We start from the raw sequence: 23,759 nt of genomic DNA on the forward strand, positions 1-23,759 counted from the left end.
GGGGACGCCCCCGCCCCCGGCGGAGCCCGCCCCGCACCCGGCCCCCGCCGGCCCGGCCGCCCCGCGGGCCACGGCGCCCGAGGACCACCCCGGCACCCCCCGCCGCCGTACGGCGCTCCTGGCGGTGTCCGGCGCGGTGCTCGCCGCGGCCGCGGTGGCGGGTTTCGCGAGCGGCCTGTTCTCCTACGAGCCCCCGGCACGGGACGGCGCGGCCCCGGAGTCGGTGCGCGAGGCGGTACCGCAGGCCCGCACGACCCCGCCGAACCCGGTCGCCACGGCGGCGCCGACCACCGCGCCGTCGGCCCCGGTGACGCGCTCCCCGTCGCCGGCGCCCACGGCGTCGCCGACCCCCTCCGCCACGCCGACCGCGTCACCGGCGTCCGCGACGCCGTCCCCCACCGCTCCGGCCGCCGGGCCGGCCCCGTCCCCGGCCCGGACGACGGACTCCCCGGCCCCCGCCGACCGCGACGAGCCGGCCCCGGTCCTCGGCCGGGGCGACTTTGGCCCCGAGGTGACGGAACTCCAGCTCCGCCTGCGCCAGCTCTACCTGTACAACGACGACCCGGACGGCCGGTACACCCGGCAGGTCGAGTACGCCGTGCGCAACTACCAGTGGGCCCGCGGCGTGCGGGGCGACGAGCTGGGCGTCTACGGCCCGGAGACCCGGGAGAAGCTGGAGTCGGAGACCTCCCGGCCCTGACGCGCGCCCTCGCGCGGGACGGGACCGGCCCGGATCTCCCCACGGGGGTGCGGGCTTCGCATCCCCGTCGAGCCGCCTACGCGAACGAGACCCGGATCTCCCCGTCCCCGGCGTTCTCCACCCGCACGCCCGTCAGGTCCCGGACCAGTACGTCCGGGCGGTGCGCCGCGGCCCGCGGCCCCACCCCCACGACCCGCATCCCCGCGGCGCGCCCCGCCGCGATGCCCGCCCCGGAGTCCTCGAAGACCAGGCAGTCCGCGGGCGCCACGCCCAGTTCGGCGGCGCCCTTGAGGAAGCCCTCGGGGTCCGGCTTGCTCGCGCCCACCGACTCGGCGGTCACCCGCACGTCCGGCAGCGCCAGTCCCGCCGCGGCCATCCGCGCCGTGGACAGCGGTGCGTCCGCCGAGGTCACCAGCGCGTGCGGCAGCCCCCGCAGGGACGCCAGGAACGGCCCCGCGCCGGGGACGGCGACGACGCCCTCCAGGTCGGCGGTCTCCTCCGCGAGCATCCGCGCGTTGTCCGCGAGGTTGCGCTCCATCGGCCGGCCCGGCAGCAGCACGGCCATCGACGCGTACCCCTGCCGGCCGTGCACGACCTTCATGACCTCGTCGCCGTCCAGCCCGTGCCGCTCCGCCCAGCGCCGCCAGATCCGCTCCACCACGGCGTCGGAGTTGACGAGGGTGCCGTCCATGTCGAGCAGGAGGGCACGGGCGGTGAGCACGGTGGTGGCCGTCATCGGCAGCAGCTCCAGTACGCGACGGGGAGGGCGGCGGGAAGGGCGCCGGCGCGGGCGCCGGCCCGGGAGACAAGGCGGCCCCGCCCGCCGGTCAGGGAAAACGGGCGGGAGCCACTTTGTTTCTCCACGGTACAAAACAAGTCGCGCCACCGCCAGTGCCGTGGTCAACCCTTCACCCGGCGTTCAGCTCAGCCGGTGACGGCCTCCCACAGGCTCCACACCCCGAGGCCCAGCATCAGCAGCGCCGCGATTCTGGTGATCAGCCCCAACGGCACCCGCTTCATCAGCGCCCTGCCCCCGACGATGCCCAGCCCGGCCACCGCCCACAGCGCCAGCACGGCACCCAGGCCCACGGAGAGCGGATCGTCGTAGCGCGCCGCGAGGTTCGCGGTCATGATCTGCGTCAGGTCGCCGAACTCGGCGACCAGGATGAGCATGAACCCGGCCCCGGCCACCTTCCAGAAGGACTGGTCCTCCGGCCTGCGGATCTCCTCCTCGCCGTCGTCCTTCTTCAGCAGCAGCATCGCCGCCCCGCCCAGGAAGAGCACACCGGTCAGCGCGTGCACCAGCTGCTGCGGCAGCAGCGTCAGCGCGCTGCCCGCCGCGACGGCGAGCGCGACGTGCAGCGCGAAGGCCGCGGCGACGCCGGCGAAGACGTACGAGGCGCGGTAGCGGGTGCCGAGGACGAGTCCGGCGAGTGCGGTCTTGTCGGGCAGTTCGGCGAGGAAGACGACGCCGAAGACGAGCGCCGTGACGGTCGGGCTGATCAAGGTTCCTCAATCGGTCGGGGCCGCCGGCCGAGAGTCGGGGGAACATCGGACCTCGGCACGGCAGCACACGTGCACCCGTGCCGAGGGGCACGGGCGTGTACTGCTGGCCGAAGGTCTCGCTGGCCGGCCTCGTCGCCGAGGCCCGCCTCCGGGCGCCGGCCCAGATCCCTCACGGGCTGAGCAGTGTGTCGACGGTCCGGCGAAGAGCTACTCCCCTTCTGCGCCCCCCATCGTACGCGACGGCCCCACCGGCCCCACCGGCCCCCCGGCGGACGGCCCCACCGGCCCCACAGGCCCCACCGACCCCACCGGCGGGCACGTCCGGTCCCGCATCCAGTCGTGTCATGCCCGCGTCATTAGCTTCTCACCGAACGCACACCCGTTCGCAACACGGCACGGCAAGCATTCCCTCGCCCGCACGCCAACACCCCCACCTTCCCCAGGGAGTCCGCATGTCCAGGTTCTACGCGCGTCGACGGCTGAGCATCGCCGCGGCGGCCGGTGCCCTCGCCGCCACCGTGTCCCTCTTCAGCGCCCCCACCGCCTCCGCCGCCCTGCCCACCCCGGTCAGCGGCGCCACCGCCCGCTCCTACCTCGCCCAGCTCACCGTGGCGACCGAGGACCGCACCGGCTACAACCGCGACCTGTTCCCGCACTGGATCACCCAGTCCGGCACCTGCAACACCCGGGAGACCGTCCTCCAGCGCGACGGCTCCGGCGTGGTCACCGACTCCTCCTGCGCCGCCACCAGCGGCAGCTGGTACTCGCCCTACGACGGCGCCACCTGGTACGCCGCCTCCGACGTCGACATCGACCACCTCGTCCCGCTCGCCGAGGCCTGGGACTCCGGCGCCGACAGCTGGACCACCTCCCGCCGCCAGTCCTTCGCCAACGACCTCACCCGCCCGCAGCTGCTCGCGGTCACCGACGACGTCAACCAGTCCAAGGGCGACCAGGACCCGGCCACCTGGATGCCCTCCCGCACCACCTACCGCTGCACCTACGTGCGCGCCTGGGTCCAGGTGAAGTACTACTACGGCCTCTCGGTCGACTCCGCCGAGAAGAACGCGCTCACCAACCACCTGGCCGCCTGCTGACCCACCCGGCCTCCCGCCGTTCCGACGCGCGGCTTCCGGCGCGGAACCTCCCCGCCGGCCTCCGTCGTTCCGTACCGTACGGGGCGACGGAGGAGGCGGACCTGCGGGACGTCCCGTACCGAGCCGACCGGAGAAGAGGCGGGCGATCACGTGACCGGACTGCGCCTGGGACCACTGCTGCGCTACGTCGACGACTCGGCCGCGACCGTCTGGGTCGAGGCGAGCCACCCGTGCACCGCCGAGGTGCGCTGCGCCGACGGCGCGCACGGCTCGGCCCCCACCTTCCAGGTCGCGGGCCATCACTACGCGCTGGTGCCGGTCACCGGCCTGACCGCCGGAACGGCGACGGAGTACGAGGTGCTGCTGGACGGCACCCGTGTGTGGCCGCTGCCCGACTCGCCGCACCCGCCCTCGGTGATCCGCGCCGGGTTCGCCGACGACACCGTCCGGATCGCCTTCGGCTCCTGCCGGTGGGCCGCGCCCCCGGGCGACGCGAAGGACCCGGTCGGCCCCGACGCCCTGGACACCCTGGCCACCCGCATCGCGTCCGGTCCCGCGTCCGGACGCCCGGACGTCCTGCTGCTGCTCGGCGACCAGATCTACGCCGACGAGACCTCCCGGGCCATGCAGCGCCGGCTGGCCGCCCGCCGCGACCTGAGCAGGCCGCCGGGCACCGGGGTGGCCGACTACGAGGAGTACACCCAGCTGTACTACGAGTCCTGGCTGGACTCACAGGTCCGCTGGCTGCTGTCCACCGTGCCCACCTGCATGATCTTCGACGACCACGACGTGATCGACGACTGGAACACCTCCGCCTCCTGGCTCGCCGACATGCGCGCCACCGACTGGTGGCAGGAGCGGGTGGTCAGCGGCCTGATGTCCTACTGGGTCCACCAGCACCTGGGCAACCTCTCCCCCGCCGAACTGGCCGCCGACCCGCTCTACGCGGCCGTACGGGACACCCCGGACGCCACCGGCCTGCTGCGCGACTTCGCCACCCGGGCCGACGCCGACCCGGCGTCCGTGCGGTGGAGCTACCGGCGCGACTTCGGGCGGGTCCGGCTGCTGATGGTGGACAGCCGCGCGGCCCGCGTCCTGGCCGAGGGCGAGCGCTCCATGCTCGACGCCGGCGAGCAGGAGTGGCTGCGCACCGAGGCGCTGGACGAGCCGGGCTCGTACGACCACCTCCTGATCGGCACCTCCCTGCCCTGGCTGCTGCCGCACCTGGTGCACGACGCCGAGGGGTGGAGCGCGGCGCTGTGCCGGGGCGAGCGGGGGGAACGCTGGGCGCGCTGGGGCGAGAAGATGCGGCGGGCGGGCGACCTGGAGCACTGGTCGGCCTTCCCGGAGTCCTTCGACGCGCTGGCCGCGCTGATCGCCGAGGCGGGCTCGGGCGACCGGGCGCCGGCGACCGTGTGCGTGCTGTCGGGGGACGTGCACCACGCGTACGTGGCCGAGCCGGTGTGGGCCTCCGGCGGGCCGCGCGCCAAAGTGCTCCAGCTCACCTGCTCGCCCGTGCACAACTCGATCCCACTGCCGCTGAAGTTGGGTTTCCGCTTCGGCTGGAGCGGCGTGGCCCGCTTCCTGGGCCGCCGGATCGCCGGGCACGGCAAGGTGCCCCGGCCGCCGGTCGACTGGCGGTGCACGGGCGGGCCCTGGTTCGGCAACCAGCTCATGACGCTGACGCTGAACGGGCGTTCCGCGCGGCTGCTGCTGGAGCACACCCAGGGGGACGGGCGGGATGCGGCGCGGCTCGTCACCGTGGACGAGTCGGTCCTGACCACCCCATGAGACACATCCCGGACCTCTGGGACCCGCGTTGGCTTCTGGTGCTCCCGACGGCATGATGAGGCGGACCGTCCGCTTCCCGTGGGTTCCCACGGGACGCCTCGGGCTCCCTCGGGATCCCTCGGGCGGTCCGCCGCACTGTGCCCCACCTGCCCGGGAGTCACCGCCTTGCCTGCACCGACCGCGGAATCCATGCCGGACTCCTCCATACCGGAGGGTTCCTCGCGGAGGGCGCCGTCCGCGCCGGCCGTCGCCCTGGTCGGAGCCGGGCCGCGCGGCACCAGCGTGCTGGAGCGCCTGTGCGCCTCCGCCGCCGAACTGCTGCCGCCGGACACGCCGTTGACGGTGCACGTGATCGACCCGGCGCCGCCCGGCCCCGGGCGCGTGTGGCGCACCGCACAGTCGGGCGAGCTGCTGATGAACACGGTCGCCTCGCAAGTGACGCTTTTCACGGACGAGACCGTGGACTGCTCGGGACCGATCCGTCCGGGCCCGAGCCTGTACGAGTGGGCGGGCGGCGACCTCGGCCCCGACGACTACCCGACCCGCCGCCAGTACGGCCGTTATCTGGAGTGGGTGTTCGCGCGGGTGGTGCGGCAGGCGCCGGCCGGGGTGCGCGTCGAGGTCCACACGGCCCGCGCGGTCCGGCTCGACGACGGCCCCGACGGCCGTCAGGTCCTCGCCCTGGACGACGGCCGGGTGCTGACCGGTCTCGCGGCGGTCGTCCTCGTGCAGGGCCACCTGCCGGCCGCGCCGGACGCCGAACAGCGGCGGCAGTCGTCGTACGCCGCCCGCCACGGCCTGCGGTACGTGCCGCCCGCCAATCCGGCGGACGTCGACCTGACCCCGCTCCAGCCCGGCGAACCGGTGCTGCTGCGCGGCCTGGGCCTGAACTTCTTCGACCACATGGCCCTGCTGACCACCGGCCGCGGCGGCCGCTTCACCGGCACCGGGGACGGGCTGCGCTATGTCCCCTCCGGGCGCGAGCCCCGCCTGTACGCCGGTTCCCGGCGCGGCGTCCCGTACCAGGCGCGCGGCGACAACGCCAAGGGGCCCTTCGGCCGCCACCAGCCCCTCTTGCTCACCGCGCAGGTGATCGAGGGCTTCCGCAAGCGCGCGGACTCCGGGGACGCGCCCGACTTCCTGGCGGAGATATGGCCGCTGGTGGCCAAGGAGGTCGAGACGGTCTACTACGCGACGCTGCTGGGCGAGGCCACGGCGCCGGCGGGCGGGGACACCGCGGTGCCGGGCGGCCCGGGTGCGTTCGTCGAGCGCTACCTCGCGGTTCCGCACGGTGATCCCCGCGAGGCCCGGCTGCTCGACGCGTACGGCGTCGCGGCGGCGGACCGCTGGTCCTGGGAGCGGATGTCCCGGCCGTACGCGGGGCACGTGTTCGACGGCCCCGGCTCCTGGCGGGACTGGCTGCTGTCGCATCTGCGCGAGGACGCCGCCCAGGCCGCCCTGGGCAACGCGCAGGGCCCGCTGAAGGCGGCCCAGGACGTACTGCGCGACCTGCGCAACGAGATCCGGCTGATCGTCGACCACGCCGGGCTGACCGGCGTGTCCCGCCGGGACCACCTGGACCGCTGGTACACCCCGCTCAACGCCTTCCTCTCCATCGGCCCGCCCCGGCGCCGCACCGAGGAACTGGCCGCGCTGGTGCGGGCCGGCGTGGTGGAGGTGCTCGGGCCGCGGCTGGAGGTGCGGTGCGCGGACGGGGCGTGGGTGGCGCGCTCGCCGCGGGTGCCGGGGTCGGCGGTCCGGGTGACCGCGCTGGTCGAGGCGCGGCTCCCGGAGCCCGAACTGCGCCGCGTCGAGGACGAGTTGCTCGCCGGGCTGCTGAGCACCGGCCAGTGCCGGCCGCACACCGTCGACGGCTACGAGACGGGCGGGCTGGACGTGACCCGGCGGCCGTACCGCCTGCTGGACCGTCAGGGCCGGGCGCACGAGCGGCGGTTCGCGTTCGGGGTGCCCACGGAAGGGGTGCACTGGGTCACGGCGGCCGGGGCGCGGCCCGGGGTGGACTCGGTGCTGCTGTCCGACTCGGACGCGGTGGCGCGGGCGGCGCTGCGGCTGGCGGCGGAGCCGGAACCGTCGCCGGGGAGGGCACCGGTCACCGTCGCCGTCCCGCGGCAGCCGGACGGCCGCGCCGGCCGGGGTGCGCGAACGGCACGGACCTGAAGGTCCCGCGAACGGCACGGACGTGAGCGTCCGGGGAGCGGCACGGACGTGAGCGTCCAGGGAGCGGCACGGACGTGAGCGTCCGGGGAGCGGCACGGACGTGAGCGTTCCGCACCGAACGCACGAGCCCCCGTGACCCCCTGTCACACCCCCGGCGTACGCTGTGTGACTCACGGGGGGACTACGGGGGAGTCGCGGTGCTGGAGAGTGTGGGATCACTGACGGGCAGTCCATGGATCTACGCCATGGTGGCCGCGTCGATCCTGCTCGACGTGTTCGTACCGGTCCTGCCGAGCGGGGTGCTGGTCATCATGGCCGCGACGGCGGCCGCCGCCGGTTCCGGGGCGGTGCCGGCGCAGGTCCCGGCCGACGCCCCCGACATGCTGGTCCTCACCCTCTGCGCCACGACCGCGTCCGTGCTGGGCGACCTGGTCGCCTACCGTCTCGCCTGGCGCGGTGGTGCCCGTCTGCACCGCGCCCTGGCCCGCTCGCGCCGCCTGCGCACCGCGCAGGAACGTCTCGGCTCCGCCCTCGCGCGCGGCGGCGGCGCCCTGGTCGTGCTGGCCCGCTTCGCGCCCGCCGGCCGCTCGGTCGTCTCCCTGATCGCCGGTGCCGCCCACCGCCGCGCCCGGGACTTCCTGCCCTGGTCGGCCCTGGCGGGCCTGTCCTGGGCCGTCTACAGCGTGGCCCTCGGCTACTTCGGCGCCCACTGGCTGGGCGCGACCTGGCTGGCCACCGGCGTGTCCCTGCTCGCGCTGGGCGGGGCGGGGGCGGGGGCCACGTATCTGATGCGGCGGGCCTGAGCGCTCCGGGGGCGGCGGGCGAACGCCGCCCCCGGCCTGCGGCGCCCGCCATGGAGCCGACGACCCGGGCGGCCCGCGCGGGAAGGGCCGGCTTCGCCGTGCGGCGCCCGGCGTCGGGGCCCTCCGTGGCCTCGGCTCGGGTCATGCGTCTCAGGGTCGGTCACGCGATGCCGGTACGCACTGTCCATCCGGCCTTCGGATAGCCGATCACTCACTCACCGTGCACGATGTAACGCATAACGTCACGCAAGCAGGCGGAGCCTATGAAAAGGGACGTCATGGCGACCACACCACCGCACCGGGCCCGGGTGGCGACCGCGCTGGCCGGGCTGCTGATCGCGGCCGCGAGTGCGGCGGCCCTCGTCTCCTGCGGCGGGGACGAGGGCGACGACGGCACCGCCTCCCCCCGGCCGACACCCTCCGGCCCCTACACCGCGTCCTTCTCCGGCACGCCCGCCTCCGCCCTCGCCACGCTGGCGGCATCCGCCCGGGCGCGGGTCTCGGCCGCGGCGTCCTCCGCCTCCGCCCGCGCCTCGGAGTTCGAGGCGTCGGTGTCGGCCGAGGTCGCACGCGCCCACGCGGCCGCGCGGCGCGCGCTGGCGGACGTCGACGGCCAGGGCAACGCCATGGCCGACGTGTCCCTCACCGGGAAGCCGCGGGCCGAGGCCGCGGACCTGATCGCCGTCGTCGTGAACATCACCAACCGCACGGACCGGACCGCGTCCTACGCGGTGCAGGTCGACTTCCGCGACTCCGACGGCGAGGTGGTCGAGACCCGCTACGTGGGCGCGCAGGACCTGGCGCCCGGCGCCGGGAAGCAGCCCCTCGCCGTCAGCCACCTGGCCCCGGGCCGGCGGCTGACGGCCGCGGTCACCAAGGCGCAGCGGTACTGAACCGGGGACGGGCCGGCTACCCGGCCCGGCGGGCGGCCCGCCCGCGCACCTCCAGCCCTTCCAGCAGCTCGGCCGTGGCCTCGGCGATCGCGTCGACGGCCCGGTCGAAGACCTCGCGGTTGTGGGCGGCCGGCGCCCGGAAGCCGGACACCTTGCGCACGTACTGCAACGCGGCGGCCCGGATGTCCTCCTCCGTCGCCTCTTCGGGCAGGACGGGCGGACGAAGCGTCTTGATGCTGCGGCACATGCCCCCAGTCTCACCCGGCCCACCCTCGCGTGTCCCGCGTCCGGCGGCACTCGCCGGGGACCGGATCCCCGGACACCGCCGGATCCACGGCCGCCACCGACGCGCCCACCCGCGGCCTGCCATGATGCCCTCTGAGGCGGCCACCCGTTCGGGGGCCGACCGGCGAGAGGAGCACACGATGGCGCACGAAGCGCTGACCGTGGCGGTACTGGGCCCCGGCGGCGTGGGCGGTCTGCTCGCCGCCCTCCTCGCCCGCGCCGGCCACCGCGTGATCTGCCTGGCCGGCGACACCACGGCCCGGGCCCTGCGCACCACCGGCCTCCACGTCCGCAGCGCCCGCTACGGCGACTTCACCACCCCGGTGGAAGCAGACACCGAACTGCGCGAACCGGTCGACGCCTGCCTGATCACCGTCAAGCACACCGCCCTGGACGCCGCACTCCCCCGCGTCCCCGCCCCCGCCCTCGGCGACGCCCTGCTCGTCCCGTTCCTCAACGGCGTGGAACACCCGGCCCATCTGCGGTCCCGCTACCGCCCCGACCGGGTCGCCCCCGCCGTCATCCGCGTCGAGTCCACCCGCGTCGCGCCGGGCGAGATCGAACACGCCAGCCCCTTCGCCGAGATCGACCTCACCGGCGACCCCGTCCCCCGGCACCGCCTCGACGCGACGGCCGCCGCCCTGGCGGCCGCGGGCCTCACCACCCGCATCCTGGACGACGAGACGGCCGCCCTCTGGGCGAAGCTGTCGTTCCTGGCACCGCTCGCGCTGCTCACCACCCACTACGCCGCTCCCCTCGGCGACATCCGCACCCGCCACCGCGACGAACTCACCGCCCTCGTGACGGAGACGGCGGCCGTCAGCCGCGCCTGCGGCGGCCCGGCCGGCCCGGCCGAGACGCTGGCCCGCTTCGACGCCTTCCCGCCGGGCACCAGATCGTCCATGCAGCGCGACGCCGAGGCGGGCCGCCCCCTGGAACTGGAGGCCATCGGCGGGGCGCTGCTGCGCGCGGCCGAGCGGCACGGCGTACCCACGCCGGTGGCGGCGCGGCTGGTGCGTGAACTGCGTCGAGCCGGTCCCTGACGCGCACCACACCCGTACGCCCGTTCGCGTGCAGCCCCCTGACGGAGTCGCGACTCAAATTCGAACAGGCGTAGCATTACCGCCGTGGCGACGACCTACGACTTCCCGAGCGACCTCCGCGCCGGCCAGGAGGAGCTGCACCAGGTCCGGGCCGAGCTGTCGGCCCTGCTCAAGCGGCTCCCCTGGTCGGTCGAGCCCTTGGACGGCTTCAGCGACGCGGGCAACTGGCGCAAGATCGAACGCCCCGCCTCCCCCGGCTGGACCGCCGACGAGCAGGCCGAGGTCGAGAAGCTCCGCCGCCGCGAACGGGAACTCGCGATCTTCGTCAGCACGCACCGCCACTGGTCCGGCCTCACCGGCCCCGACCGCGTGAACGCCCGAGCCGGCCTGAAGCACACCCCCGAGGTGGCACCGGACCCCGGCCGGGACGCCTGACGGACCGGTGTGCGCCCCGTGCGATCCGGAGGGATTCTGGTGGTGCGGCCCGACAGGGGATTCACATGCCACCCTCACCACGCGATCCGGATCGGTCTCCGTCTCCGTCTCCGTCTTCGGGCCAGGGCCCGCCGGAGACTCCGCGGGCAGGCCGGATGCACCGGCTGCTCGCCGTCTCCCACGGCTGGCAGACCCTGCTGGCGGGCCTGGTGGCCGGAGCGGCCGCCGTCGTGGTGGCGCTCCTGCCCGACGGCGGGGACGGCAACTCCGGTCGGGACGAGGTCTCGCCCACTCCCGCCCCGACGACCCGGTCCGCTTCCTTCGTGCACATCGACTCGATCACGCACGAACGATCGTCCACCGAGGTGATCGTGACCCTCGTCGGCACGTACGGCGCACCGGACCCAAGATGGATCGTCTACGCGTTCGGGCAGCGACAGAACACCCACGGCGCGTCCGCGACCCCTGCTTCCTGGGAAGTGCGACGCGCACGCGTCGACGCCGACACCAAGACGTGGAGCGCGACGTTCACGGTCAAGGAGACACCCGCGACCATGCGCTGGTCCGCCGCCCTGGTCCACGAGGGCCCCGGGGAGCCGGAGACGGCATGCAGCACGCAGAATCCCGACTTCGCCTGCTCGGCGCCGTCGACGCTCGACCGCCTGAAGGCGGAGGGACCGGAGAGCACGTGGGCGGAATCCCCCGCGCCGACGAGAACCACCACCCTCGACGCCCCACAGCCACCACGCTGACCCGCCCGCGCGGGCTCGCGCCGTGGTGCCGGTGGTCCCCGTGCGGGCCGCTGAGGACACCCCGCCCGCGAACCGCTCCCCCACGACGGGACCACCGGCTCGTGCAGCGGCCCGTCCGGCCCGTGCCTGGCACGGCGGCTGCGCGAGTGAGAAAGACCAAGGCCCAGGTCTCCGGGTATCCACCCGCTGAACTGGGCCTGAGTCGTGTCCTGCGACTGGTGGGCGCGGACGGTTTCGAACCGCCGACATCCGCCTTGTAAGGGCGGCGCTCTACCGCTGAGCTACGCGCCCAGGACGAGTCGACAGCCTACCTTGCCCGGGGCGGTGCGCGGCAAACCCGTATCGACGGGGGCTGACCCCGCCCCGGTTCCGCGGGAGCGGCCCGGATCCCCTGGCGGGGGCCGGGTCCGTACGGTCGAGGAGTCGCCTTCCCCGCCGTTCGGGTCCCTTCGGGAGGCGTCCCGCAGCCTGACGAGGGGGAACCACTGTGCTCCGTACCGCTTCCGTGTCCGCCCGCGCCGCGGCCGCCGGCGCCCTGTGACGACTCCGGCCGGCACGTCGTCGCCGCCCGCGCCGGCGGCGGCGGCGAAGTCACGGTCCGGACGGTGAACTGACCGCCCCGTGTGTTCGTCCTTAACCGGTGGGAGAATGACGGACACCGGGCAGGGCGGATGACAGCACGGGAGAGGGATGTGACGGCGACACCACCTCAGCCGGACTCGCCGTCGACGCCGCGCGTGCGCCGCCGTGCCGCCACCACAGTCCGTGACGCCCTGGCCCTGATCGGCCTTCCGCTGGTCGCGGCCCTGGCGCTGCCCGCCGCGTTCGCCGGCGGCGGCACCCGGCGCTGGTTCGGCGGGCGCGCCGAGAGCCAGCGCGCCGAGGCGCAGGCCGCGAAGGACGCCGCCGCGGCCGCGTTCTACGAACTCGACACCGCCCAGCGCGACCTGCGCATCTCGGTCGAGACGATCGCGGCCGTCGACGACTCCCCCGCCGCCCGGCGTGCCGCCGCCGACTTCGAGGCGCTCGGCCACCGCATCGACGAGGCCAGCCACCAGTACATCAACGCCGTCGACGCCCACGATCTCGACCGCGACGACCTGGAGGCCTCGGCCGCCGCGCGCGCCCGCACCGAGCTCGCCCGGGCCCAGGACGAGCTCGGCCGGGTCAAGCGGGACCTGGACCGCTTCGCCGACGGCCTGGGCCCGCTGCTCGGCAAGGCCGAGACCCAGCTCGCCCGGCTGGCCCCCGCCGTGGAACGCGCCCGCCGGTCCCTGCTCGCCGCCTCCAACGCCCTGGACGCCGTACGGGGATCGGGGCTGCGGGCCGACGACCTCGCCGCCCGGCTCGCCGCCCTCGCCCCGGAGCTGACCAAGCTGAACCAGGGCGCCGGCCGGCACGGCGTCCCCCGGACCCTGGAGCGGGCCGAGCGGGTCGCCCGGGAGGCCGAGGCCATCCGCGCGGAGGCCGAACGCCTGCCGGAACGGGCCGCCGAGATCGACCGGCGCCTGGTCTCCCTGCGCACCCGCGCCCAGGCCCTGACCACCCGCGCCGGCCAGGTCGAACCCGTCCTCAGCGAACTGCGCCGGCGGTTCACCGCGGCCTGCTGGCAGGACCTCCAGCCCGTGCCCGCGCAGGCCGCGGAGAGCGTCCGGCAGGCCGAGCGGAAGCTGGCCGAGGCCCAGGCGGCACGCCGGGACCAGCGCTGGCCCGACGCCACCGCCCTGCTGTCCACCGCCCGGGCCCTGCTGAACTCCACCGACGAGGCGGTCTCCGCCGCCGGCGACCGCCTCAGGCGGCTGAACGCCGTCCAGAAGGACCCCCGGCAGGAGATCGAACGGACCCGGTTCGCCCTCCGGGACGCCCAGCGGCTCGCCATGGCCGGCCGCCACACCCCCGACCCCCGCCACGCCCGCCCGCTGGACGACTCCGTCAACCGGCTGGAACGGGCGATCGCCACCCTGGAAGGCCGCCACCCGGACTACTGGCACTTCCTGACCGAGACGGAGGCGGTCCGGCGCACCGTGGCGCACGTCGTCGCGCGGATCCGCGAGGAGCGCGGAGCCGGCGCGCACTGACCCGCCCACCCCGCCCGTCCGACCCGGCTGGCCCCACCGGCCCGCCCACCCGCGCCCCCGCCACTGACCTGGGCCGCAGCCCCGCCGTCACCTCCCTGTGTTGCCCTCCCCGGCCGGGCGGGCGGATATTGAGGGGAAAGGGACGCACGGCCTCCGCCATCGCCCCGAGGGAGGCGCCATGGCCACACACGCAGCGCACGGGGAAGAACGGCGACGGATCGAGTTCGACAAGCACCTCCCCGTCGACCACCGCCTGAACCGGGTCTACCGCTTCGGCGCCGGACTGATGGGTCTGGTACTGATCGCGTTCGGCATCCTCGGTCTGATCGACAAGGTCGGCTTCTTCGACACCCGCGGCGACCAGGTCGTCGGGCTCAACACGAACGGCGCCCTGAGCGTCCTGTCGATCTGCGTGGGCCTGCTGCTCTTCGTGGGCATGGTGATCGGCGGCAACTTCGCCTCGACGCTCAACATGGTGGTCGGCATCGCCTTCATCCTCAGCGGCTTCCTGAACCTGGGGCTGCTGGAGACGGAGTACAACTTCCTGGCCTTCCGCATACAGAACGTGCTGTTCAGCTTCGTCTTCGGGGTGGTCCTGATGTTCTTCGGGATGTACGGGAGGGTCGGCTCGGCCCTGCCGCACGACAACCCCTACTGGCGGGCCCGCCACCCCGACATGGTCGAGGCGGAGCCCCGGGAGGCGGGCCGTCGCGACGCGGCGGCGGGCGACCGGTCCCTGCCGCCCCCGGGGGACGCCCGTTAACCTGTGGGCATGCCTCGCTACGAGTACCGCTGCCGGACCTGCGGCGACACGTTCGAACTGAGCCGCCCCATGGCCGAGTCCGCCGCCCCGGCCACCTGCCCCACGGGCCACGACGACACGGTGAAACTGCTGTCGACCGTCGCGGTGGGCGGCTCGGCCACGGCCCCGGCACCCGCGCCGCGCGCGGGCGGCGGGGGCGGCGGCGGTTGCTGCGGCGGGGGCTGCTGCGGCTGACCGGTTTCCTCAGGCTCTCTTCAGCTTGGGTTCCCTAGCCTGCGCCGCATGACAGCCATCGCAGCGCAGGCGGCGCCCCAGTGGATCAACGAGCTCATGGACACCCTCGGCGCGCCGGGCGCCGGGCTCGCGGTGGCGCTGGAGAACCTGTTCCCGCCGCTGCCCAGCGAGGTGATCCTGCCGTTGGCCGGGTTCGCCGCCAGTACCGGGCAGATGAACCTGTACGCCGCGCTGATCTGGACCACGGCCGGCTCGGTGATCGGCGCGCTCGCGCTGTACGGGGTGGGGGCGCTGCTCGGCCGCGACCGCACGCTGGCGATCGCGGCGCGGCTGCCGCTGGTGAAGGTGGCGGACGTCGAGCGGACCGAGGCCTGGTTCCTCCGGCACGGGACCAGGGCGGTGTTCTTCGGGCGGATGATCCCCGTCTTCCGCAGCCTGATCTCGGTCCCGGCCGGCGTCGAGCGCATGCGCCTGCCGGTGTTCCTCGGCCTGACGGCGCTGGGCAGCGCGATCTGGAACACGGTGTTCGTCCTGGCCGGCTACGCGCTGGGCGAGAAGTGGACCGAGGTGACGGCCGTCGTGTCCACGTACTCGCGGGTCGTCCTCGTCGCCGCGGCGGTGGCGGTCGCGGCCTTCGTCGCGGTACGGCTGCTGCGCCCGGGCGGCGGCACGAGGAGGCGCGCCGGAGGCGCGTGAACCCGTGCCACCGCCGGGGACGTTCCCCGGTGCCGCCACCGCGGACGCGTTCCCCGGTACCGCCACCGCGAAGGTTCCCAGGTACCGCCACCGCGGGCCCTCACCGGTGCCGCCGCCGCGGACGCCGCTTGCCGCTACGGGCGCCTCGCGGACGCCCTCCCTCACTCCCCGGCGCTACGGGCGCTCCCCCGACGCCCGCAGGAACTCCCGCAGGATGCGTTCGCCCGCCAGTACGCCACGCTCGGGGAGGACGGTGATGTCGGGAGCGGTCCAGCCGCTGTCGGCCAGTTCGCCGTGGCTGGGCCGCCAGCCCCGGTCCGCGGCGAGCAGGAGGTCGGCGTCGAGGAGGGAGTCGCCCGCGGCGAGGGTGAGGTCGGCGCCGGTGCGGCGGGCGACCTCGCGCACGGCGGCGCTCTTGGTGAGCGGCTTGGGCACGGCGTAGATCTTGCGGCCCTGCAGGGAGACCGTCCAGCCGCGGTTCTCGGCCCACACCGCCAGCTCCTTCACCCACTCCTCGGGCAGCAGTTCGCGCTCGACGACGAGGTAGGCGAAGAGGTCGTCGGCGACCCGGTGCTTGCGCACCCAGACCGGGTCGGCGGCGGTCAGCAGATGGTCCTGCACCTCGTCCAGCGACGCGCACTCGTCGGCCAGCCGCGCCAGGACGCTCGCGTGCCAGTCGGGGTCGGAGACACCGTCCACCAGCAGGTGCCCGCCGTTGGCGCAGATCGCGTACGTCGGCGTGGGACCGGGGAGGTTGATGCGCAGGTACTGCCTGCGGGTGCGGGTCGTGGTGGGCACGAAGACCGCGGCGTCGGCGAGTTCGGTGAGCAGCCCCGCCGCCGTCTCGGTCAGGTAGGACAGCGGCATGCTCTCGTGCACCTCGACACAGAGCAGCCGGGGCGCCCGCGCGTCCGGCATGGTCAGCGCCAGCGCGGCGCAGGAGTAGATGAGCGTACGGTCGAGATCACTCGCCACCAGCACCGGCATCAGACCGCCACCGCCTTTCCGTCGGCGCCGGTCGCGCCACGCGTGTACTGGGGATGGATCAGCCCGACGCAGGTGTAGGGCAGTCCGGTGACCTCCTCGACCGGCACGCCGCGCTGGCCGGCCAGCAGCCGGACGTGGTCGAGGTCGGGGCCCGCCCCGGCCCGGGCCAGGATCTTCCAGGGCACCCGCCGCAGCAGGACGCGGGTGGTCTCGCCGACGCCGGGCTTGACGAGGTTCACGTCGTGGATGCCGTACTCCTCGCTGATGCGCTCGACGGCCGCCCAGCCCTCCCAGGTGGGGGTGCGGTCGGCGGAGAGCAGTTCCTTCGCGGCGGCGCCGACCGCGTCCGTGACCTCGTCGAAGCGGGCGGAGACGGCGTCGAGGAAGGTGGTCGAGACGTCGGCGCCGGCGAGTTCGCGGTAGAACTTCGCGCCGTGGTAGTCGTGCGGGCCGACCAGGTCGGCGCGGAGGACGGTGCGGGATATCAGCCCGGAGACCGTGGAGTTGAGGCAGGCGGACGGGATGAGGAAGTCCTCGCGGGTGCCGTAGGTGCGGACGCAGGAGCCGGGGTCGGCCAGTACGGCGATCTCCGGATCGAAGCCGGTCACGCCTTCCGCCTCCTCGAACTCGCGCAGGGCGGCGGCGAGTTCGCGGGTGATGGCGCCCTTGCCGGTCCAGCCGTCGACGAAGACGACGTCGCGCGGGTCGTGCCGGCCGGCCAGCCAGCGCAGCGCGTTGGCGTCGATGCCGCGGCCGCGGACGATGGACACCGCGTAGTGCGGCAGGTCGAGGCCGTGCCGGTGCCGGGCCCAGCGGCGCATCAGGACACCGACGGGGGTGCCGGCGCGGGCGAGGGAGACCAGGACGGGGCGGGGTGACCGCTCGGCGAGGACGGTCTCGGTCACGACCCCGACGGCGTGCGCGATGCGGGCCGCGGACTCCTCCAGCGCCGCGTGGAACAGTGCCTGGTACCGCTCGCTGGGCTGGTACTCGACCGGCAGCGACTCGGCGTAGTGCGCGCCGCCGCGCTGGATCGCCTCCTCGCGTTCCTCGGTCGGCGCCTCCAGGGTGACGTCCGACAGGTCCTGGAGCAGCCAGCCGACCTCGTCGGGCGCGTAACTGGAGAAGGCGGGGCCGCGGAGGGGCTCGGACAGCATGGCGGGCCTTTCACAGGCGGGCGGAGCCGCGGGGACGTACGACGGGACGACGGCGAGCAGGACGTGCGGGGTGTGCTGCGCGAGCCGGGCGAGGAGGCCGCCGGGGGCGTGCAGGGCGGGGGTGTCGGCGGTCGAGTCGACGACGGCCAGCACGGCGTCGAAATCACCGCCGGCGACGTTGTAGGTGTAGCGCTCACCGGGGCCGTCGGCGGGGTCGTCGTGGGCCGGGAAGACGAGGCGGGTGCGGATGGCGTAGCCGGGGTCGTCGACGGCGAGGACGGGCGAACGGGTGGTGGTGGAGAACCGGACGTCCGCGGCCGGGACCAGTCGCTCCAGTTCGCGGGCGAGCCGGAGCGGGGCGTACATCAGTTCCTCGCAGCCGAGGACCAGCACCCGGCGGGCCCCGGGCGGCAGCGCCCCGGCGAGCCGGGCGCCCATGGCGGGCAGGGCGGCCTCCAGACGCCGGCGGTGGGCGGCGGTGAAGCCGTGCCGGCCGCCGTCCGGCACCCCGGCCGGCCAGCTCAGGTCGACCCGGGCGATCCGCCCGTCCCCGGCGCCGGACGGTGCGCCCCGCTCACCGCGCGCCGGGTCCCCGGCCGCCGCCCGCTCGTGCGCGGCGACCAGGGCCTGCCCGTTCTCCAGCACCCCGGCCGGCAGCCGCAGCGTTCCCCGGGCCGCGGCCACCAGGTCGATCCGGGCGCCCGTCCCGGCGGCGAAGTCGGTCAGGCGGCCCTGGTCGGCGGCGGAGCGCAGGTCGACCAGGGCGACCACGACGTACCGGTCGCGGGGAAAGCGCTCGTGCAGCGCGCGGATGGTGTTGAGGACGGTGTTGCCGGTGGAGAACTCGTCGTCGACCAGGACCAGGGGTCCGTCCCCGGCGAGGAGGGCGGGGTCCTCGGGGAGGAGGAGGTGGGACGTGGCGTGCGAGTGGGACTCCTCGAAGCCGCCGGCCCGGGCGGCCCCGGGGACGGGGCGGCGGGTGGAGTGCAGGTAGGGGGCGTCGCCGAGGCCGTCCGCGACGGCGTGGCCGAGACCGGTGGCCGTCTCGGCGTACCCGAGGACCACGGCGGTACGCGCCCCGGCGGCACCCAGCAGGTCCCGCACCCGGCGGCCGAGGGTGAAGCCGGCGCCGTAGACGACCGACGGGGACTGCGGGACGTGTTTGCCGAGCACGTTCGACACCAGGAGGTGGGCCCGCTTGGGGTTGCGCCGCAGGGCGAGCCCGAGCAGGTCGGTGAGGGTGTCGTCACCGACCAGTGCCACCCCGAGCCGCTCGGCGACCCAGCTGCCGGACCAGACCCCGTCACCCCGCGCGGAAGCCTCGCCCCGGTAGGGACCCTCACCCCGCGCGGAAGCCTCGTCCCGGTAGGGACCCTCACCCCGCACGGGACGCTCGCCCCGGTCGGACCCGTCGTTCACTGCCTTGTCCATGCGTTCCCTGTGTTCGGCCGAGTGCGGAGACCTTCGGCGGCGTTGACTGTGCTGGGGCGGTGCCCACCCTTGTGGTGCCCCGCGGCGCTCACCCGGAAATCCTGCTCCGCCCGGAAATCCTGGTCCGTCCGGGAATCCTGGGTTCGCCCCGGGATTCCCGGGTTCGCCCCGGGACTCCCCGTTCACCCGGGAACCCTGCTGCGCCCGGGCGTCGCCGTTCACCCGGGAATCCCCGCGGCGAGCAGCTCGACGAAACCGACGTCCTCGTTGGCGACGCCGAAGACCTCGGCCCGCAGCAGGGTCCGCTCGGCCCAGGCGCGGTGCGGCTTCACCTCGTTCATCTTGTTCGTGTACGCCGACCGCAGGACTCCGCCGCCCAGCCGTTCCGGCCGCAGGATGTCCTGGGCGTCGCTGTACTCCTCGTGGCTGACGACCGACAGCGCGTGCACGGGCAGGACGTGCGAGGGGTGGATGCAGGTCTTGCCGAGCAGACCGTTGGCCTGGTCCAGCGCGATCTCCCGGAGCAGCCCGTCCATGGCGTGCTCGATCAGGGCCTCGCGGAGCTCCTCGGCCTGGCCCTCCAGGAAGGGGCTGCGCCGCAGCTGAGGCTTGAACATACGTTCCTGCACCCGGAAGTACTCCCACACCGGGCCCGTCACCGTGAAGCCGGTGCCGTCGGCCCGCCCCAGCATGTTCACCACGTCGGCGATCACGGAGGCGACGACCTGCACGTCGTACGCGGTCATGTCGGGGGCCCTGCGCAGCCCGTACGAGGAGCAGAAGTCGGTCACGCCGAGGCGCAGGGCGAGGACGCGGTCGCGGTACTTGTCGACGGCCCGGGAGATGCCCTCCAGGGTCTCCACACGGGACTCGCGGTAGAGCAGCTCGGGGGACTCCAGGACCGGCATGGCGAAGAGCCGCCGTCCGCAGGCCGCCTCGGCGACGGCGGCGGCCTCCAGGAAGGGGATGCCGCGCTCCGCGGTGAACTTCGGCAGCACGAATCCGGACAGCAGCCGGACGGTCGGGCCCAGGCGGCGGACCAGGTCGGGGATCTGCTCGGGGGCGCGGACCCGGATGAACAGCAGGGGGAGGTCGGCGGCGGGGACGCGCTCGGCGAGGTCGACGAACTGGCGTACGAGGTTCTCCTCGCCGGCCGGGACGTCCTCGTCGCCGATCGAGTCCTCCAGGCACAGCACCATCGAGACCACGCCGCGACCGGCCTGCTTGACGATGTCCTCGGCCAGCCGCGGCCTGGTGGCCGGGCTGTAGAGCGTGGCGCCCAGGGCCGCGGAGAGCAGCCGGGCCGGGGAGTCGGCGGTGAACTCGCACGGCTCCTGGTGGAAGAGGCGCTGCCGCACCTCAGGGGCGAAATGCCCGAAATGACGCATAAAACTTCCCCGTGGTGCTTAGGCGGCCTGGGTTCCGGTGGAAGGTGGCCGGTAATAGTACGTAGAAGTCCATGTCATGGGTTCCCGCCAGGCATGAACTCCAAGTTACGCGGGGGCGGGCAGCACCGTGCCGCGGGTCTGCCGCACGGCTCGGCGCCCGCCGACCCCGCGTTGTCGTGAGCAGGACCGAGAAGGCAGGATGACCGCATGACGCACGCGATGTTGAAGGGGTCGAACGTCCCGCTCGAAGCCGCGACGGTGCGCGCCGTGCTGCGCTGGACGCCCGGACAGGGGGTCCCGGACGTCGACGCCTCCGCGCTGCTCCTCGGCCCCGGCGGTCGCGTGCGTTCCGACGAGGACTTCGTCTTCTACAACCAGCCCCGGCACCCCTCCGGGACGGTGTGGCGGCTCGGCAAGAAGCGCGTCACCGAGGGCATGACCGACACGATCCAGACGGAACTGACCGGTGTCGAGCCCGATGTCGGCCGGATTCTCCTGGTCGCCTCGGCGGACGGGGTGACGTTCGACCGCGTACGGTCACTGCGCATCATGCTGTACGACGCGGCGGCGCCCGAGGGGGAGCCGCTGGCGTACTTCGACGTCAAGCCGGAGACGGGGCAGGAGACCGCGCTGATCTGCGGCGAGCTGTACCGGCGCGGCGAGGGCTGGAAGTTCCGGGCGCTCGGGGAGGGGTATTCGAACGGGCTGAAGGGCCTGGCGACCGACTTCGGGATCTCCGTGGACGAGTCCGAGGCGGCCCAGGAGGAGGCGGGGTCCGGTACCGACGGCACGTCCGCCGCGGCCTCGGCCACCCCCGAGGTGTCGCGCCCGTTGCCCCCGGAGCAGCCGACGGCGGTGGTACCGCAGCAGGCCGCGCAGCCCGCGTACGGCTACCCCCAGCAGCAACAGCAGCCGGTGACGGCGCAGCCCGCCTACGGCTACCCGCACCCGGCCGCCCAGCCCCCTTCCTACGGCTACCCGCAGGCGGCCCCGGCGACCGCCGCGTCCGGCTACGGCTACCCGCCCCCGGTCCCGGTCCCCGCAGCCCCGGACCCCGACTTCCGCCTGCCACCCCAGGGCCCGCAGTTCATCGGCCGCTAGTCGTTTGAGTCAGGAGTTCGATTCAGATACGTAGGGTTGCCTGGTGGCGCGTACTGGGTGGCCGCAGGCGGAGTTACTCCTGCCGGGCGAGGAACGGGCTGCGCTGGAGGGATGGGTGCGGTGCCGTAGCACGCCGCCAGGCTGGGCCCTGCGCTGCCGGATCGTCCTGGCGTGTGCCGCCGACGCGTCGAACAAGGACGTCGCGGCGCACCTGTGCCCGACACGGCACGCGGTGGGACAAGCACCCCGAGCCGTTCGTCTGGACGACGACCGCCGACGACATCCTCGACCCCCTTGCCGCGTAAGCACATAAATCAACAACTCAGGACACCAGGCCAATTACCCGGCGCCGATGCACTTCCTCCGGCGTCCGTCAGAACCGTCCGCGGCTTGAACCCGGCCGTTACTCCCCTAAGGGCAATTCTTTAGTTTAGCGTAGACGGTGATCTGGGCGCCGCGTACGTTGAAACGGAGGCACGGTTTGAAATGCTCTCTCAGCACTTCCCGTTTTACTGCTTCCTCTACAGTGGTGTCTCGCGGCTGTCCGGGAGGATCAGTGAGGGCGATGATTCTCCCCTCTTCCAATATCCTGCTCCTGATGATCTCAGGTTCCACTTCGACCCCCTGTAGGGTCCGGGAGGCTGCAGGAGAGCTTTTGAGGAGGAGATCGTTGGTCTTGTGGTAAGTGGCCGGTGCGGACAAGAGCCACTCACGTCGCCGGGCCGGCATGAATACGACGGCGTCTCCGGGGAGCGCTTGGGCCGCGACCACTGCCGCCACCGCTACCGCGTCGTCCTTCCTGCTGTCCGGGGAACGTATGGCCAATGACCAGGGCAATAAGATGGCGAGCAGACCAAGGACTGCGAAGCAGCCGATCATTCTTCTCGTTCCCAAGCCAAGTAACTTCCATAGGCGTAAAGCTAGATCGAGGGCCACGCCTGCCAAAAGGGCTAAGCCAGTCACACTGTAGAGGACATAGCGATCCACATACCAAGGCTTAACGATCGAGATCGCCAAAAGCAGCCCGCTAGGTACAACCAGCAATGGAAGCGCCAGCGAAGAGAGCGGAAGACGTGTCGACAGAGACGCTGTAATGGATGCAGGCTTGTTGTGCGTGATAAAGTATCCCATGAGCATCCCTGCCGCAGAAATAGCAAGGGATTGGAACCATACACTGAGGCCGGGCCGCCCCAACCATCCAAGTTGCTGACCTGATTGTCCGACGCTAATGACAGCCAGGGGTAAAAGCATAATTACCGATACTGTTGCGGAGAACAGCCAAGTCAGCCGAACGCGTAGTGGGGCAGTCACCAGAAGCAGCGTGACCCCATGGGCTACCAGTACTAATGCAGCAAATTCATGCAGCCATCCAGCGGCAACAATGAGCAGGGAGTAGGCAGCCCACACATACTGTTTGCCATCTTCGATGGCACGCACAAAGAAATAGGAAGCCCAAACCACCGCCGCTGAGACCAATGCATATGACCGGCCTTCTTGAGCATATTGCTGAACCATGGGAATGATGGCGAACGTTGTGCCAGCCAACACCCCGGCTCGTGGCCCCGCCATGCGCGCCCCTATGGCCCCGACACCAGCGGCTGCCACGACTGTGGCAATGACCGATGGAACGCGAAGAGCAATCAGGCCGCCATCCCACACACCGAACACCGCATGCATAATGAAGTAATAAAACCCATGTACGGCATCGATATTACCCAGAAGAGCCCATATTTCTCCAGAGGTGCGATGCGCCACCTGATACGTTACCGACTCATCGCGCCACATGCTGCCCTGGCGTTCGACACCCCATGAGCCCAAAGTCGCCGCAACTGCGGCGGGGATTAATAGTGGAGCCCTTCGCGTTACCCGTGAGTGAGACGCAGTACTTTCCTTTCGGATTACGCCGCCCGCCTCCTGAGTACGGGTCAGTTCAGCTGATGAAATAGCGCCCACTCCTCCTCTTCCACACGTTCACAGATCCGCCCTCGGTCAGAGACGGTGGTGCTCATCAGGCTCTACGAGGGTGCCGATACCTCCGCATTAACTACCGTGCAGGATACAGGTACTCGCCCATGCGGTGATCATCGTTTTCAGCCACACCGCGAGCGTGCCGACCATCAACTCATCTGCCTTTTCGGCCCAGGCGGGTCGTGGTGAAGGTGATGTTGGAGAGGCGGCCGGCAGGAGCGACCACATCCCTTCGACGGGGTTGAGGCCGAATGTCTGAGAGGCGGCAAGTAGTACATAGTCAGCCAGTCCCGGAGCGCGGCGAACTTCCGCAGACCGGCGACCTTCTGTACGTTGAGGTCGTCCCGGACGATCACGATCCGGCCGCCCGAACTGTCGGTGGACGGCGATCAGCAGGTCGCGGTAGCCGCGTCAAAAAGAAGCGCGCGTCGATGGCCGGAGCCCTGGGCTACCACTCCACCGACCCCGATCGC

The 23,759-nt window shown here is 73.1% G+C and carries 20 protein-coding genes, 1 tRNA gene and 2 pseudogenes; 14 read left to right on the forward strand and 9 right to left on the reverse strand.

The genetic code is table 11. From position 1 onward, the window contains the following. On the forward strand, positions 1-700 hold a 700-nt coding region (locus tag ACFF45_RS21090; protein ID WP_381347976.1), incomplete at its 5' end, for a peptidoglycan-binding domain-containing protein. Positions 701-776: 76 nt separating this feature from the next. On the opposite strand, the gene ACFF45_RS21095 is transcribed toward ACFF45_RS21090, so the two are convergent. Then, positions 777-1,436 carry an HAD-IA family hydrolase gene (locus ACFF45_RS21095; RefSeq protein WP_381347977.1) on the reverse strand — a complete coding sequence of 220 codons (660 nt, stop codon included), beginning with the start codon at positions 1,434-1,436 and terminating at the stop codon, positions 777-779. Between the two features lie 188 nt (positions 1,437-1,624). Beyond that, positions 1,625-2,206: a TMEM165/GDT1 family protein gene (locus ACFF45_RS21100; protein WP_381347978.1), complete on the reverse strand. Its 582-nt coding sequence runs from the start codon at positions 2,204-2,206 to the stop codon at positions 1,625-1,627. Positions 2,207-2,658: 452 nt separating this feature from the next. Here ACFF45_RS21100 and ACFF45_RS21105 point away from each other — a divergent pair, with 452 nt between their 5' ends. The 5 genes from ACFF45_RS21105 to ACFF45_RS21125 all read left to right on the forward strand — a co-directional run bounded on the left by ACFF45_RS21105 (position 2,659) and on the right by ACFF45_RS21125 (position 8,968). Next, complete coding sequence (locus ACFF45_RS21105; protein ID WP_381347979.1) at positions 2,659-3,303, forward strand: HNH endonuclease family protein; 645 nt, start codon at positions 2,659-2,661, stop codon at positions 3,301-3,303. 150 nt (positions 3,304-3,453) lie between these two features. After that, the gene (locus ACFF45_RS21110) at positions 3,454-5,094 is read left to right on the forward strand and encodes an alkaline phosphatase D family protein (RefSeq protein ID WP_381347980.1); all 1,641 of its coding nucleotides are present in this window, start codon (positions 3,454-3,456) and stop codon (positions 5,092-5,094) included. A gap of 189 nt (positions 5,095-5,283) precedes the next feature. Next, on the forward strand, positions 5,284-7,272 hold the full coding sequence (locus ACFF45_RS21115) for an FAD/NAD(P)-binding protein (protein ID WP_381347996.1): 1,989 nt from the start codon (positions 5,284-5,286) through the stop codon (positions 7,270-7,272). A 197-nt stretch (positions 7,273-7,469) separates the two neighbouring features. Beyond that, positions 7,470-8,075, forward strand: a complete 606-nt coding sequence (locus ACFF45_RS21120; RefSeq protein ID WP_381347981.1) for a DedA family protein — start codon at positions 7,470-7,472, stop codon at positions 8,073-8,075. 278 nt (positions 8,076-8,353) lie between these two features. Further along, positions 8,354-8,968: a hypothetical protein gene (locus ACFF45_RS21125; RefSeq protein WP_381347982.1), complete on the forward strand. Its 615-nt coding sequence runs from the start codon at positions 8,354-8,356 to the stop codon at positions 8,966-8,968. Between the two features lie 16 nt (positions 8,969-8,984). Here the strand turns inward: ACFF45_RS21125 and ACFF45_RS21130 are convergent, their stop codons facing one another. Next, entirely contained in the window at positions 8,985-9,215 is a 231-nt protein-coding gene (locus ACFF45_RS21130) for a DUF2277 domain-containing protein (protein WP_381347983.1), read from the reverse strand. Between the two features lie 178 nt (positions 9,216-9,393). Between ACFF45_RS21130 and ACFF45_RS21135 the strand changes: the two genes are divergently transcribed. The 3 genes from ACFF45_RS21135 to ACFF45_RS21145 all read left to right on the forward strand — a co-directional run bounded on the left by ACFF45_RS21135 (position 9,394) and on the right by ACFF45_RS21145 (position 11,483). Next, positions 9,394-10,296: a ketopantoate reductase family protein gene (locus ACFF45_RS21135; protein WP_381347984.1), complete on the forward strand. Its 903-nt coding sequence runs from the start codon at positions 9,394-9,396 to the stop codon at positions 10,294-10,296. 84 nt (positions 10,297-10,380) lie between these two features. Then, positions 10,381-10,731 carry a DUF8825 domain-containing protein gene (locus ACFF45_RS21140; RefSeq protein WP_381347985.1) on the forward strand — a complete coding sequence of 117 codons (351 nt, stop codon included), beginning with the start codon at positions 10,381-10,383 and terminating at the stop codon, positions 10,729-10,731. 155 nt (positions 10,732-10,886) lie between these two features. Next, a complete protein-coding gene (locus tag ACFF45_RS21145; protein ID WP_381347986.1) occupies positions 10,887-11,483 on the forward strand; it encodes a hypothetical protein in 597 nt (198 codons plus the stop codon). Between the two features lie 216 nt (positions 11,484-11,699). Here the strand turns inward: ACFF45_RS21145 and ACFF45_RS21150 are convergent. Continuing rightward, a tRNA-Val gene (locus ACFF45_RS21150) sits at positions 11,700-11,774 on the reverse strand. A 401-nt stretch (positions 11,775-12,175) separates the two neighbouring features. Between ACFF45_RS21150 and ACFF45_RS21155 the strand changes: the two genes are divergently transcribed. The 4 genes and pseudogenes from ACFF45_RS21155 to ACFF45_RS21170 all read left to right on the forward strand — a co-directional run. Next, entirely contained in the window at positions 12,176-13,561 is a 1,386-nt protein-coding gene (locus ACFF45_RS21155; RefSeq protein WP_381347987.1) for a coiled-coil domain-containing protein, read from the forward strand. A 178-nt stretch (positions 13,562-13,739) separates the two neighbouring features. Next, positions 13,740-14,324 (forward strand): DUF4383 domain-containing protein, encoded by a 585-nt coding sequence (locus ACFF45_RS21160; protein WP_381347988.1) that lies wholly within the window; start codon positions 13,740-13,742, stop codon positions 14,322-14,324. A 9-nt stretch (positions 14,325-14,333) separates the two neighbouring features. Beyond that, entirely contained in the window at positions 14,334-14,558 is a 225-nt protein-coding gene (locus ACFF45_RS21165; protein WP_381347989.1) for an FmdB family zinc ribbon protein, read from the forward strand. A 48-nt stretch (positions 14,559-14,606) separates the two neighbouring features. Further along, positions 14,607-15,248, forward strand: a pseudogene (locus tag ACFF45_RS21170) (DedA family protein); the annotation flags it as partial. 180 nt (positions 15,249-15,428) lie between these two features. Here ACFF45_RS21170 and ACFF45_RS21175 read toward each other — a convergent pair. From ACFF45_RS21175 to ACFF45_RS21185, 3 genes are all read right to left on the reverse strand, one after another. Beyond that, positions 15,429-16,241, reverse strand: coding sequence for an HAD family hydrolase (locus tag ACFF45_RS21175; RefSeq protein WP_381347990.1), 813 nt, complete (start codon positions 16,239-16,241; stop codon positions 15,429-15,431). Next, positions 16,241-18,829, reverse strand: coding sequence for a phosphoribosyltransferase (locus ACFF45_RS21180; protein ID WP_381347991.1), 2,589 nt, complete (start codon positions 18,827-18,829; stop codon positions 16,241-16,243). Before ACFF45_RS21180 ends, ACFF45_RS21175 begins: the two co-directional genes overlap by 1 nt. 218 nt (positions 18,830-19,047) lie before the next feature. Beyond that, a complete protein-coding gene (locus ACFF45_RS21185; RefSeq protein ID WP_381347992.1) occupies positions 19,048-20,217 on the reverse strand; it encodes an HpcH/HpaI aldolase/citrate lyase family protein in 1,170 nt (389 codons plus the stop codon). Positions 20,218-20,424: 207 nt separating this feature from the next. Here ACFF45_RS21185 and ACFF45_RS21190 point away from each other — a divergent pair, with 207 nt between their 5' ends. Continuing rightward, positions 20,425-21,318, forward strand: coding sequence for a TerD family protein (locus ACFF45_RS21190; protein WP_381347993.1), 894 nt, complete (start codon positions 20,425-20,427; stop codon positions 21,316-21,318). A gap of 411 nt (positions 21,319-21,729) precedes the next feature. Here ACFF45_RS21190 and ACFF45_RS21195 read toward each other — a convergent pair whose 3' ends face one another. Continuing rightward, positions 21,730-23,073, reverse strand: a complete 1,344-nt coding sequence (locus tag ACFF45_RS21195) for a glycosyltransferase family 39 protein (protein WP_381347994.1) — start codon at positions 23,071-23,073, stop codon at positions 21,730-21,732. 426 nt (positions 23,074-23,499) lie between these two features. Further along, positions 23,500-23,697: pseudogene (locus tag ACFF45_RS35660) on the reverse strand (transposase); the annotation flags it as partial. Positions 23,698-23,759: the final 62 nt, after the last annotated feature.

The sequence above is a fragment of the Streptomyces cinereospinus genome, from assembly GCF_042430725.1.
Classification (GTDB): domain Bacteria; phylum Actinomycetota; class Actinomycetes; order Streptomycetales; family Streptomycetaceae; genus Streptomyces; species Streptomyces cinereospinus.

What these genes read in the sequence shown, in the direction of transcription:
- ACFF45_RS21095 (WP_381347977.1), bottom strand. Translation starts at nt 1,436, where the DNA reads ATGACGGCCACCACCGTGCTCACCGCCCGTGCCCTCCTGCTCGACATG.
- ACFF45_RS21105 (WP_381347979.1), top strand. Translation starts at nt 2,659, where the DNA reads ATGTCCAGGTTCTACGCGCGTCGACGGCTGAGCATCGCCGCGGCGGCC.
- ACFF45_RS21115 (WP_381347996.1), top strand. Translation starts at nt 5,284, where the DNA reads ATGCCGGACTCCTCCATACCGGAGGGTTCCTCGCGGAGGGCGCCGTCC.
- ACFF45_RS21125 (WP_381347982.1), top strand. Translation starts at nt 8,354, where the DNA reads ATGGCGACCACACCACCGCACCGGGCCCGGGTGGCGACCGCGCTGGCC.
- ACFF45_RS21130 (WP_381347983.1), bottom strand. Translation starts at nt 9,215, where the DNA reads ATGTGCCGCAGCATCAAGACGCTTCGTCCGCCCGTCCTGCCCGAAGAG.
- ACFF45_RS21135 (WP_381347984.1), top strand. Translation starts at nt 9,394, where the DNA reads ATGGCGCACGAAGCGCTGACCGTGGCGGTACTGGGCCCCGGCGGCGTG.
- ACFF45_RS21145 (WP_381347986.1), top strand. Translation starts at nt 10,887, where the DNA reads ATGCACCGGCTGCTCGCCGTCTCCCACGGCTGGCAGACCCTGCTGGCG.
- ACFF45_RS21160 (WP_381347988.1), top strand. Translation starts at nt 13,740, where the DNA reads ATGGCCACACACGCAGCGCACGGGGAAGAACGGCGACGGATCGAGTTC.
- ACFF45_RS21165 (WP_381347989.1), top strand. Translation starts at nt 14,334, where the DNA reads ATGCCTCGCTACGAGTACCGCTGCCGGACCTGCGGCGACACGTTCGAA.
- ACFF45_RS21175 (WP_381347990.1), bottom strand. Translation starts at nt 16,241, where the DNA reads ATGCCGGTGCTGGTGGCGAGTGATCTCGACCGTACGCTCATCTACTCC.
- ACFF45_RS21180 (WP_381347991.1), bottom strand. Translation starts at nt 18,829, where the DNA reads ATGGACAAGGCAGTGAACGACGGGTCCGACCGGGGCGAGCGTCCCGTG.
- ACFF45_RS21185 (WP_381347992.1), bottom strand. Translation starts at nt 20,217, where the DNA reads ATGCGTCATTTCGGGCATTTCGCCCCTGAGGTGCGGCAGCGCCTCTTC.
- ACFF45_RS21190 (WP_381347993.1), top strand. Translation starts at nt 20,425, where the DNA reads ATGACGCACGCGATGTTGAAGGGGTCGAACGTCCCGCTCGAAGCCGCG.